10 protein-coding genes and 1 tRNA gene are annotated in these 16,719 nt (G+C 53.3%); 2 read left to right on the plus strand and 9 right to left on the minus strand.

Translation table 11 applies throughout. The annotated features are described in order from the left end of the window. The first annotated feature begins 438 nt into the window (after positions 1-438). Both betT and RDM26_RS04475 read left to right on the plus strand, forming a co-directional pair. Positions 439-2,508: a choline BCCT transporter BetT gene (gene betT, locus RDM26_RS04470; RefSeq protein WP_307737820.1), complete on the plus strand. Its 2,070-nt coding sequence runs from the start codon at positions 439-441 to the stop codon at positions 2,506-2,508. A gap of 189 nt (positions 2,509-2,697) precedes the next feature. After that, on the plus strand, positions 2,698-3,066 hold the full coding sequence (locus RDM26_RS04475) for a hypothetical protein (RefSeq protein ID WP_307737821.1): 369 nt from the start codon (positions 2,698-2,700) through the stop codon (positions 3,064-3,066). A gap of 45 nt (positions 3,067-3,111) precedes the next feature. Here the strand turns inward: RDM26_RS04475 and RDM26_RS04480 are convergent, their stop codons facing one another. The 9 genes from RDM26_RS04480 to RDM26_RS04520 all read right to left on the minus strand — a co-directional run bounded on the left by RDM26_RS04480 (position 3,112) and on the right by RDM26_RS04520 (position 16,712). Continuing rightward, on the minus strand, positions 3,112-5,364 hold the full coding sequence (locus tag RDM26_RS04480) for a heavy metal translocating P-type ATPase (protein ID WP_307737822.1): 2,253 nt from the start codon (positions 5,362-5,364) through the stop codon (positions 3,112-3,114). 162 nt (positions 5,365-5,526) lie between these two features. Next, a tRNA-Thr gene (locus RDM26_RS04485) sits at positions 5,527-5,599 on the minus strand. A gap of 25 nt (positions 5,600-5,624) precedes the next feature. After that, complete coding sequence (locus RDM26_RS04490) at positions 5,625-7,733, minus strand: DUF6541 family protein (protein WP_307737823.1); 2,109 nt, start codon at positions 7,731-7,733, stop codon at positions 5,625-5,627. A gap of 223 nt (positions 7,734-7,956) precedes the next feature. Continuing rightward, on the minus strand, positions 7,957-10,404 hold the full coding sequence (gene dhaM / locus RDM26_RS04495; RefSeq protein WP_307737824.1) for a dihydroxyacetone kinase phosphoryl donor subunit DhaM: 2,448 nt from the start codon (positions 10,402-10,404) through the stop codon (positions 7,957-7,959). A gap of 21 nt (positions 10,405-10,425) precedes the next feature. Beyond that, positions 10,426-11,040, minus strand: coding sequence for a dihydroxyacetone kinase subunit DhaL (dhaL, locus tag RDM26_RS04500; RefSeq protein WP_374041816.1), 615 nt, complete (start codon positions 11,038-11,040; stop codon positions 10,426-10,428). Next, positions 11,040-12,041 carry a dihydroxyacetone kinase subunit DhaK gene (gene dhaK / locus RDM26_RS04505; RefSeq protein ID WP_278619987.1) on the minus strand — a complete coding sequence of 334 codons (1,002 nt, stop codon included), beginning with the start codon at positions 12,039-12,041 and terminating at the stop codon, positions 11,040-11,042. Before dhaK ends, dhaL begins: the two co-directional genes overlap by 1 nt. Positions 12,042-12,108: 67 nt before the next feature. Continuing rightward, complete coding sequence (locus RDM26_RS04510; RefSeq protein WP_307737826.1) at positions 12,109-14,187, minus strand: acyltransferase family protein; 2,079 nt, start codon at positions 14,185-14,187, stop codon at positions 12,109-12,111. 320 nt (positions 14,188-14,507) lie between these two features. Then, positions 14,508-15,926 carry an MFS transporter gene (locus RDM26_RS04515; protein WP_307737827.1) on the minus strand — a complete coding sequence of 473 codons (1,419 nt, stop codon included), beginning with the start codon at positions 15,924-15,926 and terminating at the stop codon, positions 14,508-14,510. Between the two features lie 12 nt (positions 15,927-15,938). Next, positions 15,939-16,712 (minus strand): 2-C-methyl-D-erythritol 4-phosphate cytidylyltransferase, encoded by a 774-nt coding sequence (locus RDM26_RS04520; RefSeq protein ID WP_307737828.1) that lies wholly within the window; start codon positions 16,710-16,712, stop codon positions 15,939-15,941. Positions 16,713-16,719 lie beyond the last annotated feature (7 nt).

Below are 16,719 nucleotides of genomic sequence, written 5' to 3' on the forward strand. Positions count from 1 at the left end.
CAGGTTTTCGGACAAATGACCTGGGACATCAAAAGAGTTTTTCCTTATTACAAGCGGACACAAGTCCTGAAAGATCTTAAAACCCCAACCCCAAGAAAAACGGACACATCTCCTGAAACCACACACTGTCACCCCGACGAACGAGACCGAAAGGGAGAGAAACGAAAGTTTTTCTCCCTTTTGTGTTGGGTGAGGAAGGTGTCGTAGGCGAGGCGCCGAATACCCCGACGAATGTGATGTCCCGCGACATATGTCCGCATATGTCGCGGGATTTTTTGGGTATTAACCCAGGTGCTTAGGGTTAATACCCCTTTGTCCGTTTTTCATCTTGATATCGGTAAATCGCTGGGTTTAAGAACCTGGTATTTTGGCCTAGAGAGCCACCAGGCATTATTTTTAAGATGCTGAACAGACATAATACGGGATGGATGGTTTCCTATGAGCCAATCTTTAGGCGAAACCCCAATAGAACCGGGAGCGCCTCTGCCGGAAGATAGCCGGCAAGATGCGAAAGTTAACTTCCCGGTCTTTTTGGGATCCTCAGCGGGAATTCTAGCTATAGCTCTGTGGGCACTGATTTCGCCCACTACCGCCGCTGAAGTGTTGGGAGTTGCGGTCGGGGCGATCTCGAAATGGTTCGGCTGGTTTTATATTGCACTGGCTGCCATCATTCTAGTTTTCGTTTTTTTCCTGGGGTTCTCCCGCTATGGGGAAACCCGCCTGGGACCGCCTAACTCGCGTCCCGAATTTTCTACTTTCTCCTGGGCTTCCATGCTGTTTGCCGCCGGGATTGGTACCGATATTTTATTTTTCTCCGTAGCCGGCCCGGTCAGCCAGTATCTGCAGCCGCCCGTGGGCAAAGGGGAAACCATCCAGGCCGCCCGGGAAGCTACGGTATGGACGCTTTTCCACTACGGGATTACCGGTTGGGGGATGTATGCGCTGATGGGGATGGCTTTAGGGTATTTTGCTTATCGCCGGAAGAAACCCTTATCAGTACGCTCTGCCCTCTACCCGATTTTTGGAGACAAACTTAATGGTCCGTTGGGGCACACCGTGGACGGAGCCGCCATCCTGGGAACTATTTTCGGGGTAGCCACCACTCTGGGCATCGGGGTGGTACAGCTTAATGTGGGGCTAGAAATCCTATTCGGGATTGAACAGGGAATCCCCGCCCAGGTGGGACTGGTTATCCTCGCGGTAGCCATGGCTACGGTCTCGGCCACCACTGGTATTCATAAAGGAATCCGCTTCCTTAGCCAACTCAACGTGGTCTTAGCCCTGTTCCTAGCAGCCTGGGTTTTCATCACTGGGAGAACAGATTTTCTGCTTAACGCCATCGTGATGAATATTGGGGACTTCGTGTGGTCATTCCCGCGCCGCGCCCTCGAAACCTTCGCCTTTTCAGACGTAAGTGCCTGGATGTCGGCCTGGACGTTGTTTTTCTGGGCCTGGTGGGTAGCTTGGGCGTCCTTCGTGGGAATGTTCCTAGCCCGGATTTCTAGAGGACGCACCCTGCGCGAGTTCGTAGTGGGCACTATGCTGATTCCCTTCTCCTACGTCCTAATGTGGGTAGCTATTTTTGGTAACGCTGCCATCGACTTGATTCGCAGCGGTGATAATTCATTTGCCGAGGCTACCCTCAAAGCTCCTGAAATGGGTTTTTATCTGCTTTTACAGCAGTGTCCGGCGGCGGTATTCATTATGGGGCTAGCCACCTTTGTAGGTCTGCTGTTTTACGTTACCTCCGCGGACTCGGGCGCCCTCATCATGGCGAACCTGTCCGCATTTTTGCCAACGGTGCGTTCGGATGCCCCCGGATGGCTAAGAATTTTTTGGGCGGGGGTAACCGGGCTATTAACTATCGGGATGCTAATAGTCGGGGGGATCCCGGCGCTCCAAAACGCCACCATTATTATGGGATTACCGTTCTCGCTCGTAATGATCTTAGTGATGATTGGCTTGGCCAGAGCCTTAAAGCAAGATCGGCGTGCCCGGCAGTTGCGGGCGCATTCGGCTCGGAATATTTTGGCGGGAACTGGGTCTATTGCCGGTCGGCTAGAAACCAATTGGCGCGAACGCATCGCGAAAACTTTCGGGCAAGTAACCCCCGTGGAAGCTCAAGCCTATCTGGATAAAGTGGCGGAACCGGCGCTGCGGGACTTTGCTGCGGAACTGCAAAAACAGGGGATTCCCGCCGAGGTCGTCCGGGGAGATAATGATCCCCTCGAGCAAGTAGATCTCCAAGCCCGCATCTATGACCGCCTAAAACTAACTGCCTTTAAAGGTCCTGACCAGTTTGTTTACCGGATTTTGGCGGTAGATACCGCGAATACTATCTACGCGGGTTCTGCCCCCAGTAGTCCGCGATCTACTCGTCTGGAAGTGCATTTGCCAGATAATGATCAAGATTATGACGTGATGGGGTATTCACGCAGCGCTATTATCCATGACGCCTTTGACCATTTCGACCGCTACCAGGACTATTGGCGTATCAACGACGGATAAAATAAGAATAATTATGGCGGCGGCTTTCGCATTTCCTATCGGGTAGCGGGGTTTTCCGGTAAACTGCAAGTATAGACAGGACTGTGAGTGGCTATTGTTAGCGTTGCAGGCAATAGCGTTCACGGATCGGGCGACTCGTTAACCAGATCAAAAGTTGCCGAATCGCCAGTAGCTTAGAGAGGAAAATAGATGACTATCCCGGTGCCCCTGTACAGATTACCGGAGGCTATGGCCTGTTTTAACTCGGCTTCTTTGATTACCTTGCCTTACGGTGCCCACGTAAAAGTCCATACTGTAGATCCGATCTTAGAGGACGGGCGACTGAGAATCCGCAACGCCCGGGACTCGGCCTTGCGTAACGGAGCCGCCAACCCAAATGTTACTTTGATTTGGCAAAGCCCCTATCCCCACGGCTGGAGCCTGGTAGTTGATGGTCAGGCTTGGGCAAACGGTCCAGATTTAATGATCGAGTACGAGTCGGGGATTCTGCATCGCCCTCAGTACCACAACGACGGACCACAGTGGATGTGGCAAGACGGGGAGTACCCCGCCCAATAGGGTGCTCCGTAGGTATTACCTGCCCGGCACGGATCAAGCGGGAGACTATTTGGCTTCTACTGGCTGAAAAGACCGTAACCGCAGGCTATTTCCCACCACAAATGCCGACGAACAAGCCATAGCGGCTCCAGCAAGCATCGGGTTAAGTAATCCCAGAGCTGCCAGCGGTATCGCGGCAACATTGTAGGCGAATGCCCAAAATAGATTACCTTTAATGATTTTTAGAGTGCGACGCGAAAGCCGAATCGCATCTACCGCTGCTAAAAGATCCGGGCGCATCAAAGTAATATCAGCGGCTTCAATCGCCACATCGGTGCCGGAGCCCATCGCGATCCCTAAATCTGCTTGCGTAAGGGCGGCCGCATCATTAACTCCATCGCCAATCATGGCTACGGTGGCTCCCCGTCCCTGTTTGCGGAAAACTGCCACCACTTTATCTTTTGGCTTTACCTGCGCGATTACCTCGTGAATTCCAACTTGCTGGCCTACGTGGCGGGCTACGTTTTCGGTGTCCCCGGTGAGTAACACCGGAGTTAGCCCTAGCTCTTTGAAGAGGGCGATTGCCTGGGCACTGGTTTCTTTTACCTGGTCGGCAACCCCCAGAACTCCTTTCACCTGACCATCGAGCGCTACCAGCACCAGAGTTTCGCCGCGCCCAGTGTGTTCGGCGATTACGTTTTCGAAAGTGGAGGAAACTGCGACACCTTGCTCGCTAATAAACTTGCGGTTGCCGGCGACTACCAGTTGTCCTGCAACCGTTCCGCGCACCCCGCCTCCGGGATAGCTTTGGAAATCCACTGGTACCTTATCGCTAGTAAGCCTGATGCCTTTAGAAGCTGCTGCTCGGGTAATCGCTCCGGCGATGGGATGTTCACTGCCGCCCTCTAAGGTAGCGGCCGCCTGCAATACTCCCAGATCATCGGGAGGAAAGATGCTTACCAGTTCCATATTTCCACTGGTAACAGTGCCGGTTTTATCGAGGATAACCGTGTCGACTTGCCGGGTGGATTCCAGTATCTCTGCGCCCTTAATTAGAATCCCCAGCGAAGCCCCGCGGCCGGTTCCTACCAGCAAGGCCGTAGGCGTAGCCAGCCCTAGGGCGCAGGGGCAAGCAATAATTAACACCGCAACCGCGCAGGTAAAGGCGGTAACCGGGGTTCCAAATATTAACCAGATCAGCAAAGTAAGCAGTGAAACCGCCAAAACTACCGGGACGAAAACTGCGGAAATCTTATCTGCCAGGCGTTGAATCGGGGCTTTACCTGCCTGTGCCTGCTCCACTAGACGGGTAATTTGAGCCAGTTGCGTCTGGGAACCCACCCGCGTGGCGCGAACTATCAGGCGGCCATAGGTGTTGATGGTCGCGCCGGTAACCTGGTCACCGGCTCCCACCTCTACCGGTACTGATTCCCCGGTTAGCAAGGAATTATCGACGGCGCTGACCCCGGAAACCACCACTCCATCGGTGGCGATTTTTTCTCCCGGCACGGCAATGAACTCTTCGCCCTCGCCTAGCTCGTTGATGGGAATCTGCACCTGCTGACCTGCCCGTAGCGCGGTTACCTCGTTCACCCCCATTTCGGCGAGGGAACGCAGCGCATCCCCCGCCCGCACTTTGGCGCGTTTCTCAAAATAGCGTCCTCCCAAAATAAACACCGTTACTCCGGAACAAACTTCTAAATAAATATGGCTGGTGGTATCCCCGGGGCGGGCTAGCAGCTGGAAATCGTGGGTCATTCCCACGCGTCCAGCATCCCCTAAAAAGAGGGCGTATAAAGACCAAATAAAGGCAGCTAGAGTACCCAATGAAATCAGGGTGTCCATAGTGGTAGTGGCGCGGCGGGCATTTAGGAAGGCCGCGTGGTGGAACGGGTAAGCTCCCCACAGCACCACCGGAATCGTCAGTAGTAGGGACACCCATTGCCAATAGGGGAACTGGAAAGGTGGAATCATTGCCAAAGTGATGACCGGAGCCGCCAAAAGGACGCAAATAATCAGGCGCCGCCGAAGCCCGGTCAATTCCTTGACGCTGGTATTCGGGCCGTGTTGCCCGTCCTCGTTCCCTAAATCCCCGTCCGCAAACGCGCTATAACCGGCCTTTTCCACGGTTTTTTTAAAATCATTCGCGCTGAAATCACCGGTTTGGGAAATAGTGGCTTTCTCAGTCGCATAGTTGACACTAGCGTTAACTCCCGGCATGTTGTTAAGGGCTTTTTCAATATGCGCCGCACAAGCCGCGCAACTCATGCCCCCGATTATCAGTTCTAGATTCTGAGAATTATCGATACTACTAGCCAACTGCTACCTCCTGCGCCCTATCCTAACTGCTTCCCAAGCACCTATTAAGCAACTTTTTCCAGGGCGAAAAGCAAGAAACTGGCAACACCTTCAGCGAGTGCGGGCTTTGAAAGAATCCCGGTAAGCGGGCGGGAAAACAGAACTAGCTAAGGAAACTATCAGAGCCGCTAATCGGACTTGAACCGATGACCTACGCTTTACGAGAGCGTTGCTCTACCAACTGAGCTATAGCGGCAAAGTGCCACAGGCACCGTGTCAGTCTATCTAGCCTTCCCCCCGCTTTCCAAACTTTTCGACCAGGTAGAACGGTTATTTTCGCCACGCTCGCGACCGCAGCCATTGAAACGGTAGAGTTTAGCGCGCCCTCCGCTAGCCACCTGGGTAAAGTAACCATCCAAAGGAACCTGGTAAAAACCGGGCCAAGAGTAAGAGCGGGGAACTCCCATGTATCTACTGTCAGGACGGGTATAGAAATGGGTGACTTTCAATTTCTCCAGGGACAGGCAAACCTGCCGATCCCGTCCGATATTATTCAGGTGATAAAAGAGGCGGGCACGGTCAGGATCGTTTTCGGTTTTACCCAGAGAAGAAAAAACAACCCTCCGATTAGCAATAGACTCAAAATAGATGGTGCCAATGGAAGGATCCCCGACAATCACCGCGTCTGCAGGCAAGAAATGGGCAGCTCTTTTAATCAACCTTAGCTCCCCACTATTGGATAGTCCGCCACTTCCGGTCATCTCCGGATTGAAAACTGATTCTATAGCCCACACCCGACTATCAGAGCCGGCAATCCCCACTGTAAGACAAGTGGCAACCAGAGTTGCGACAGCGCCTTTGCAAATACGCCCCGGGGCGCCGACAGCGCTAAGAAAGCTAACAGTTAGCATTAGCATAAAATCTAATCCCACTCCCATCAGCAGATTTAAGGGCAGTTGTAGGATTGCCATTAGGCGTCGCGGATCCGAATACCACGGACCGGTCACTATTTTGAGTGGCGAAGCGGGCAGGTAAGAAATCATCACTAGTCCTGCGCACAGAGCCCAGGAGGCTAGCAGCCATTTTGGTGCTTGCCCATAAAAGAGCGCGATTATCCCCATAGTTAGTAACGCAGCCATTAACGCCATGAAAAATATGAAAGCTGAGGACGGGAAAAAGAAAGGGGTGGGTAGCAGCGGACGCAAGAAAGCTAAATATTCATCCCCCTTGCGCTCAAACAGCGCGGTAGCCAAGCTGGAAGGATTAAGAAAACCGATTTCGAGGATCAATAGCAGACCGAGAGCCGCCCCCAACCAGCCGGCGAGACTCGAAAGTTTTCTTTTTCGGATCCCTCGATATAGGTGAGTAGCGATCAACGCTGCTAGAAGTGGGAATAATAACGCTAACAGGTTAAAAAAGATGGCGGGATGAACCCATACGGATCCAATCCCTAAGAATAGAGAAGTGAAAAAAGTGGCCAGCACGGCGGGCAAAGTAAGTGGCAAATCACTGGAATCGGGTTCGGGAGGCTGGCTGCCAGCAGTAGACGATCCCGATAATTTACGCGCGTATGCTAACACCTGCCTGCCCAAAACCAGCATTAAAGCGACGGCGCCCGGCAATAATGCTATCCCGGTGCCGTTTGGCCACTGAGCGTAACGCGCTAAGGAATCAGCGGGGAAAGATAGGGTAAACCCCGAAAGCACAATGGTTATTAGTTGAGCTCGCCGCGATACTCCCAGCAAAGCAACCAGCGCGCTCACTCCCAAAATCCACCAGCAAACTAACATTAGAAACATCAGGTTAGCGGCAGGAACTACCGATTTAGAACCGGTGAATAACACGGTGAAAATGTGCCAGCCACTAGGGTAATAGACTCGGGCACTTTGCGGATACAGCCCAGAAAGGGCGTAAAAAGGGTGGGAATCTTGGGTACGACGCAGTAAAACTAAGCCGTTGTAGTGAAAACTAGGATCCCAACGCTGAGCCGGGTTAGCGAAATTAATAGTGAGAACCATGGGGGCAATGCCGGCGGTGATTCCTGCTAGCACCGCCGCGATTAACGGATAATCTCGGGAACTCTGGTAAGTGAGTTTGCGGCACCTAAATAGTGCGCCAACGGCAAAGACAATCGTTAGTAGCCCCACCAGTGGGAATACTAGTACCGGTTTCCATCGCCAAAAACTCCCGCAGAAACCTAGTTTTCCCAGCCAGAGGGCGCTAGAGGGAGATAGTAGGCTTGCCAGCGCTAATAGGATGAAAAAGGTCAGTGCCGGAGCTACCGCTAACGTCACTCGCTGAGGAAGAGTTGGGATGAGGCAGTGCGCTAATGTGTATCCGGGAAGCAAAGAAAAAAGGACTATCGCGCAAAAAATGGCGATGAGTTCCATGGTTTTCCCTTCCCGAAAATACGTTATTCCTGAACATGACTTTACCGCCTGTCTGGGGAGTAAAGCACGCAGGGCGCAACGATAATACCGGCATCCTTGCTAAGAAGGATCTGGGGCTGGGTTAGTGGCAAAACTAGTTATTTCACCTTTTCGGCTCGTCCACCGGGATGGAGGCTACGTCAAGTGGAGTCGCTAGATGTTTCCGGTAGTTAGAAGTATCTGCCTATAGCTGGCGGATTGTTTGCTTAATCATTGCGATCATCCCGGCGCGCACCGATAGCGAATCCACTCCGGCCGCAACTAATTTGCCTGCCCAAGCCGGATCGGACGCCATATCACCACATACGCAAACTTCAATCGGGTTCGCTGCATCATGGGCGATTTGAGCTATCTGGCGAACCATTTTCACCACTGTTTCCCGCACCTCATCGGCCAGGTCAGCTACCTGAGAATTTCCTCGATCCGCGGCTGCAACATATTGGCAAAGATCATTGGTGCCTATCGATACAAAATCCACGGCTCCACAAAACTCCTCCATGCGTAAAGCAGCAGAGGGAGTTTCCACCATTATTCCCAGTGGTAACGGTATTTGAGCTGGCCGCGCAGCTTCATCAATCCCGTAAGTATCGGCGGTGATTTCTTCTAGGAGGGAACGCACCCAATCCACTTGATGCACGTGATTGACCATAGGAATCATCACTCGCAAAAGCTTACCGAGATCTTCGGATTCTAAAGTTTGGTTAGCGTCGAGAACTGCCCCTAACTGGTCTCGTAACAGATGCGGGAACTTACGTAGTAAACGTACCCCTCTAACCCCTAAGAAAGGATTATTTTCCGGGGGCTGCTTGGCAAAAGGCAAGGGCTTATCCGCTCCGATATCCCACAGGCGAATCGTAGTTGACCCCAGGTTGCGCGCTAGCTCGGCGTACACTTCTGCCTGCTGCAGACGGGATGGAGCCCCCTGGTAGCCCGCAAATAGAGTTTCAGTTCGCACCAGACCGCAGCCTTCGGCACCTTCAACTGCGCCGGTAGGCCCGGAAACATTGACCTGGATAGGGATCTGTTTACCACTGGTGGTAATCGCCGGGGTTTCTAGCTGCTCTAAAGCTTTGGTGGCGGTAGCAACTCGCTCGCGAGCCAGCTCAATCCAGTGGGCAAAGACTCTAGCCTTGGGGTTAACTTCTAAATGTTTAGTTCGTGGATCGAAAACAATGGTGTCCCCGTCATGAACCCCCCATTTAAGACCGGCATAAACCGGGATTCCCCGCGAGGCGGCCACAATCGCACCATGCCCGGTAGTACCGCCACTGCGGGTAACTACCCCTTCGATTTCTGGAGGCAGACTGGCGGCTAGTGGGGCATCAAGTTCTTCAACTACCAGCACTGCCGGAGTGGAATGCTTTTTAATCAGTTCATCTAGATTATCGAGCTCGCCACCGATCAACGCCTTTTTTAGCAGGCGAGATACCGCAAGTAAATCGGTAGCCCGCTCCGCCAAATAAGGATCATCCAGCTTTTCCATCTTGGCAGCAGCTGCGCTATAGGCGTTGTCTACTGCGGTAAACGCATTGGTTCCCCCCGCAATTTCATCGGCGATTTCTGCGCGTAACTCGGGATCGTCCACCAGAGCGATTTGCATTTGAATAATCGAATCCGAACCCAAAGACGCTAGGTAGGCTCTAACGGCTTTGCGGGCTTCTTCTAACGCCTGCCCCTCATTGGGACTGACCCGATAAAATTCGGCGTCCTCGTGCCCCTCCAGCACCAGCGCGTATCCGATAACTATCTGGTCGCCGTTGCGCGCCGGGTCGGTGGGAGTAGAAACTTCTTTAGCTAGCTGCTCGGCAATGGCATTAACCGAACTGGCCCCTGTTTCCTCGGAGCCTCCCGCGATTGTAGGGGGATCAGTTTGGGTCAATGCCTCCCTGATAGCAGCAAAAATTTCTGGAGCTGCCGGATCTGTAGTACCTAGCTCTAAAGTCTCACCTTTGCCAATTCCCAAAGAACTCACTTGCGTGAGGGAAGCGGCATTTACTATGCGAAAAGTCCCGGCTTTGCGGGCAAAAACCGGAATGTTTCTCGCTCCGATAGCGCCGGCGAGGGCAGCGGCAGGACGGGCATGCATCCCGTGCGGATCAATAATTTCTAAAGCCAGGGTCGTGGCCTCGGGGGAGGAAAAGGAATCCTCTCCCGAGGTCGCCTCGGCAGTATTCTCGCTAAACTCCCCTTCGTCCTCGGGGTGAGGCTCCTCGGTGTCACTGAGTTGGTCAATCTTTCCCGCCAAGGCTGCTTGCGCCTGACTGGCTACCTCTTTCAAGCTCGCGCCCCCGGCGGCGCTAACTACCGCAGCTACCAGTCCTTCCACCAGGGGGCCGGCAGATATTAGGCAACGATCAGCCAGGTCGGGGTCAACGAACTCTAAGGCCATTTGCGAACTGAGCAGTGCGGAGCCCAAATCTACCAAAATCAGCACCCCCTCGGGGTTATCAGCAGCTTCGATAGCTTCACTGATTTGCTGAGCGTCGGTACCCAGTTCCACCTGTTCACCATCGCTAATACCCGCTGCCACCAATACTTTGGGGGCGCTGCCGGCGACGGTCATTTGCATCGCGAGTTCTTTAGCGGCAGTAGCTAAGGGCAGTGAATGAGACACCACTACCAGGGAGATCATGCCTACTCCTTATAACCGGGGTTATGCCAAAGCCGCGGCGGCAGCTTTGAACAGCAAAGCAGAGGAAGTCGCGCCTGGATCTTGCGTCCCCTGCGAGCGTTCCCCGAGATAAGAGGCGCGGCCTTTCTTTGCGATCATCGGTTCGGTTTCGCTGGCAGCCTTATCAGCGCGTTCGCTGGCGGCCGCCAATGCGGCCTGCAGTCCTCCGGAGGCGGCCTCATCAAAAGCATCCAGAGCCGGATACAGACAGTCAAGCATGGTTTTATCACCCAGGTTGGCTTTACCCCGTGCTTTTACCCCATCGGCTCCGGCTCGCAGCGCCTTCCCAATGGCCTCAGTATCCGCATCGGGGGTTAGCGCTGCCCCCATTCGCATGAAGAAGGTGCCATACAGCGGACCAGAAGCGCCCCCCACCTTAGAAACCAAGGTCATACCGGCTTTCTTTAGCAGGGCCCCGGCATCAGCGAAACTGGTGGGATCCAACTCTGCCACCGCGGTCATGCCACGCGCCATATTGGCACCATGATCGGCATCCCCGATGCGTCTATCAAGGTCAGTAAGGTAGTCGGCGTTTTCGACGATTAACTCCTTATAGGTGGTGAGCCAGGCGAAAAAGTCTTGGGTTTCTGCCACTATTAGCACCCCCACCGCAAACCGGTAGTGTTCACCGGAGCATCCCAGAGTTTGAGGAGCTCTTCGCTGCCCTGGGTTAGGGTCAGGGAACAGCCGGCCATATCTAGGGAAGTAATGTAGTTACCTACCAGGCAACGGGCTACTTTAATCCCCTTAGCCTCTAAGATCGCGGCTACTTCGCCGTACGCAAGATAAAGCTCAATCATGGGGGTGGCACCCATGCCGTTGAGCATTGCAAATACCGGCTCCCCACTAAAATCCAGGTCTGCCAAAATTGGTTCTACCAGTTCCGCAGCAAGCTCATCGGCGGTAACTAAGGGGCGACGTTCGCGTCCGGGCTCCCCGTGAATACCGATACCTACCTCGATCTCGTCCTCTCCGAGGTCGAACGTGGGTTTACCGGCAGAGGGAACCGTACAAGAAGTGAGGGCAATCCCGTAGGAGCGGGAACGTTCATTTACTTCTTTGGCGATGCGTTCTACCTCGTCCAAGCTGGCTTTAGCTTCAGCGGCGGCTCCAGCCAATTTTTCTACGAAAACGGTGGCACCCACCCCGCGGCGCCCCGCAGTGTAGAGCGAATCTTGCACCGCTACGTCATCGTTGACCACTACCGAACGCACATCCACCCCGGTTTCGGCGTTTGCCATCTCTGCGGCCATCTCGAAGTTCATCACATCGCCGGTATAGTTTTTGACGATATGGAGGACGCCGGCACCCCCATCTACTTCGCTGGTGGCGGCCATCATCTGGTCAGGTACTGGGGAAGTAAAGACCTCTCCGCAGCAGGCGGCATCTAGCATACCGGGACCTACGAAACCGGAATGGAGCGGCTCATGTCCGCTGCCTCCTCCCGAAATCAAACCTACTTTGCCTTTAACGGCTCCGCGGCGGGTGTATACCACTTTGTTTTCATGATCGATACGCAGGGTATCCGAATGAGCTAGTTCTAAACCTTTTAACGAATCTGCGACCACATTGTCGGCAGAATTAATTATTTTTTTCATGCCCTCATTGTGTCACGTACCACTTCCGGGCGCTACCGTTTTTCTGGTGTCCGCGGAAGTAGGTTTGCTACTTTGCTTGTTGTTTAGCTTTAAGGGCGGTTAAATCTGTGGACATTTCGTCTATATTTTTACGGATCAATTCCCCTAGCTTGACCGACCCAGTCATACTGGGGTGAGTTTGGTCTACTTGCAGCCATTCGGGATGTTGGGAGACTTCTTTATTCCAGTCCACCAGCTTCACATTAGCGTACTGACCAGCTATATCAGCTAAAATCTGGTTTGATTTCGGGACGAAAGTCGAAGGTGAATACAGGTTCACCAGTAAAATCATCCGGTCAGACCCTAGTTGAGCGATCACTTGATGTACTAGAGCCGGATCGTAGACTCCCGCATTAGTTCCATAACCGATAACTACCGTCCGCCGAATTTGTCCGGTTGCCAGTCCCTCGGACACTATTTGAGGGGCAACTCCCCATTGCCGGTTGGGGCGGGCTAAAAGGTTAATGCCGGGGATAGCAGAGACTAACCCGCCGCGGGAGGCCGAAAACATGGAATCTCCGATGAAAGTTATTTTTTCCCCGGTGGGATTAGCCGTATTTAGATTTTTCGACAAAATTAGGCGCTTATCTACCGGGGTCGGTTTAGGTTTGGGGGCAACTGGCGTGCTCTGGCGCTTATCGGCTTTCTTTTCTGCTGGTTTATCTAGCTTTTCTGCTGCTTCAATGGCCAATTGGGTCTGTGACTTCGCGGGTGCTTTCGCCATCGCCACCCCAGTAAAGCCAGTAAGCGCCAAGACCACTAATACTGAGATCACTTGGGCGAATCGGTAGAAGATGGGCGCCTGGGGACGCGAGAATGCCCTGCGGAAACCATGTTTGCGCACCGGGGTTTCTAGGAACCGATAGGAAAGCTCACATATCAGCAGGGTTGCTACCATGCACAGGGCAGACCTTACCCAATACTGCAAGGAGTTCACCGCTGCCGGGTAAAGGGCGGTAGCAATTATCAAAATCGGCCAATGCCACAGGTAAAGACCATAAGAGCGGGTACCTAAGTATTTCAGAGGGCGTAGTTCGCCCGCTTTAGCTAGCAGGCTTCCCGGCTTGAGCAGGCACCAAATCAGGATTGCCACTAGCAGACTGCAGGCGGGAATACCTGCCTTAAAGGTATAGGGCGAGGTGTCGGTAAATAAAAACATAGCGGCGATAAGTCCCGCCAAGCAGATAAATCCGATCAGTTGTGCCAGGATCTTCCGGGATTTACCGTTTGACTTAGCAGACGAATGCGGGGTTTGTACCGGGTCTAACGCGCTCCACAGAAAGGCTACGCAAATCCCGAGAGCCAGACCGAACAGATGGGTGTCAGTTCCAAAATAGACGCGGGTAGTATTTTCCGGATCGAATAGATACCCCATGAGGAAAACGCTGATCGCGGCCAGGGCTAGCGGGATTAGCACCCGCAGCCACCGCCGTTTAAACAAGGTAACGCAAGCCAGGAAGATTAGCGGCCAAAACAGGTAAAACTGTTCTTCAATCGCTAGCGACCAGAAGTTCTTGAATAAAACCGGGGTGGTGGCGGCAAAATAGGAACTGCCGTGAGCGATCTCCAACCAGTTAGTGGAGAAAGTTAAGGCGCCCAGTACCTGGCGCCCGATACCCACTAATAGCTCGCGGTTAACTACATAGGCAGTGGGTACCACCGTGATTATTAGTACCAATAGGGCAGGCAGGAGGCGGCGGGCACGGCGCAGCCAGAAATGCCCTAGGGAAACTTTCCCGGTATTGGATAGTTCCCGCAGCAGCAAAGTGGTTATCAGGAAGCCAGAGAGCACGAAGAAAACATCGACCCCTAAGAAACCGCCGGGAAAGCCACTGGGGAACAGATGATAGGTGATCACCGAGACTACCGCGAGGGCGCGTAAGCCATCTAATCCCGGAATATAGTGAGATTTGGGTTTGGCGGTGAGGTAGTTAGCTCGGGGTTCGCCGGCAGGTAATGGGGGCTGATGAACAGACGGCATCCGTGAAACCCGGGGTTTGCCCGCGGGTAATGGTGGCTGGTAAGCCGGGGGAATCTGGGTGGTAGCAGTCAGGTGCTCAGTTTTTTCATCACGATGGTTACGTTGAAAAAGAAATAGTGCCGCCACTGATGACAGAATAAGTGATGCCGCAACAGCGGTCTTAGTATTCCTATGCTTGCTGTTAGTTCCGTGTTTAATCAAGATGAGGTACTACCTAGATTCGTAACTTACTTCCCACGCTAGTTGCAGCTAATCTAGCGCCACCCAGCTTCTTAGCTATCCCGGATGCGAATAGCTGACTTAGCAAACAAGAGTTTCTCTCTAGTTTTTGCTAGTAATATCCACTTATTGGGGTTGACGGGGTTTTGTTTTTCTGGATATCGCCCTCCGTTAATTTACTATCGAGTTCATCCTATTACCGCAGATAAAGTTAATGCAGACCAGTCTTATTTTTGCGGACGCTGCGGGGCTTTTAGAGGAGCCAGTAGTGCGAGCCCGGTTCCCAGCAGCAGGGTGATCCCTAAGACTCCGAAATGCTGAGAGCTAGCTCCTGCCGGCACGAAAAGCTTTCCAATCCACACAAACAGGGCGAACAGAGTGGGAGACATGAAAGAAACTGCCCTTCCGGTGGTGGCGTAAAGCCCAAAAAGTTCGCCCTCGCGTCCTTTGGGAATAATCCGCGCCAGGAAGGAACGCGAGGCTGACTGGACGGGACCGACGAAAATACACAGCAACAACCCAAAAGACCAGAAGATCTTGGCGCCACCGTTGTGGGCAAAAAAGAGGATCAGACCCAGGCTGGTCATACAGACGAGAGAAAAAACCATTACTTTTTTCGGACCGAAAAAGTCATCGGCGACCCCGCAGGCAATAGTGGCGATTCCCGCCACCACGTTAGCGACAATCGCGAAAATCATTACTTGCCCGCCGTCTAGACCGAAAACGGTAGATGCCAGGATAGCTCCGTAGGTAAATACCCCGGCGAGGCCATCGCGAAAAATCGCGGAAGCAATAAGGAAACGCAGAATCTCGGGGGCAGTTTTTGCTAGACGTTTAATGGTTTGCCAAAGCTCGATATAGGCGGCTTTAACTCCTGCCAAACCCGCAATAGGTTCTTGGTCTTGCGAATCAACCCCTGCCATAGTCACGGGATGGAGTTTTCCATCCGCTCCTCGCCGCCGTCCCGGCAGCGCCAAAATCACCGGGATTGAAAACACCGCAAACCAGATGGTAGCGAACACCATGGCGATGCGGATATTTAGGAAGTTTTCACCGGTTACCCCGAACCAGCCCACTTCGGGGGAAATGAAACCAACATAGAGCACGCCCAGCAAAATAATGCCACCTAAATATCCCATACCCCAACCGATACCGGATACTTTTCCCATGTTTTCTTTCGTGGAAACCCGCGACAACATGGCGTTATAGTTCACGGAGGCGAACTCGAAAAAGATATTTCCAAAAGATAGCAACGCCACTCCTAGCCATAGCGCCCCGGTTTTTCCGAGGGGAGAAGTGGGGTAGACCGCTAACATTAGCGCCATACAGATGGTGACTAGGGCAGAAAACAGAGCCAGCATCCGGGTACCACGTCCCTTGTGGTCAGCGCGCTGCCCGGAAACCGGTGCCACCAGGGCGATCACCAATCCGGCGAAAGCTAGCCCAATCGACAAGTCAGTCGTGGCCTGGTTGCCGGGGGCAAATAAATCTTCGGTAGTTAGATACACGGTGAAAACAAAGGTGGTGGCCACCGCGTTGAAGGCCGCAGAACCCCAATCCCACAGCGACCAGGCTAAAATTTTACCTTTGGTGCGGTCATTGTTTTCGCCTGCCAGATGTTCCCGTTGATCACTGGTTTTAGCCATAAGTTCCTGCCCTTATTCTTGCTCGGGATTCTCCACCAGCCAGGTGGCTAGTTTTAGATCCAAGGGGTACGTGATTTTCAAAGCTCGCATTGATCCTGCCACAAAGTATTGCTGGTAACCGATCCTAGCTGCAAGTAGAGCATCATCTAGCGCCCCGTCCTCGGAAATGCTTTCCTTTCGCGCCTGTTCGTGAGCCGCGAAAATAACATTCCCGGCAAACCCTTGGGGGGTTTGTACACAGCGCAGTCGTGAGCGATCGGGGGTAGCTCCTGAGGGAGTAATCTCTACCCCCGCCCGGCAAAAAGATTCGCCGGCGATTTCCCGTACGGTGTCAACTAAAGGGGTGGCGGGTACTACCGCTGGGCAACCAGAGACGACCGCTAAGCAAACGCGTTGAAACTGCGCGCGAGGAGTGAGTGCTCGAGCTGCATCATGAATTAGGACGATAGCTTCCGGGTCATTGGCGGGCACTAAGGCCTCGCCAGTATCGAAAGTTAATAGCCCTTGCAGACCCTGGTAAACGGAGATTTGCCGATTTGCACCCCCGGCTACAACTTTCCAAGGGTAGGACAGGGCGGCGGTACGGGCAATATCGGTGAAAGTATCTAGGTAATCGCCGGGAGCTGTAATCACTACCCCGGCCAAGTCATCCAACGGCTCTAGGGAGCGCAGGGCGTGGTGTAATAGGGTGTGACCAGCCAATTCTACCAACGCTTTTGGTCCGGGATTGCCGAGACGAGATCCGGAACCAGCGGCGGTCACGACGCAGTAAACGCTGCGCCCCATAACTTGT

Source organism: uncultured Varibaculum sp. (assembly GCF_902489465.1).
In the GTDB taxonomy this organism is placed as follows: Bacteria; Actinomycetota; Actinomycetes; order Actinomycetales; family Actinomycetaceae; genus Varibaculum.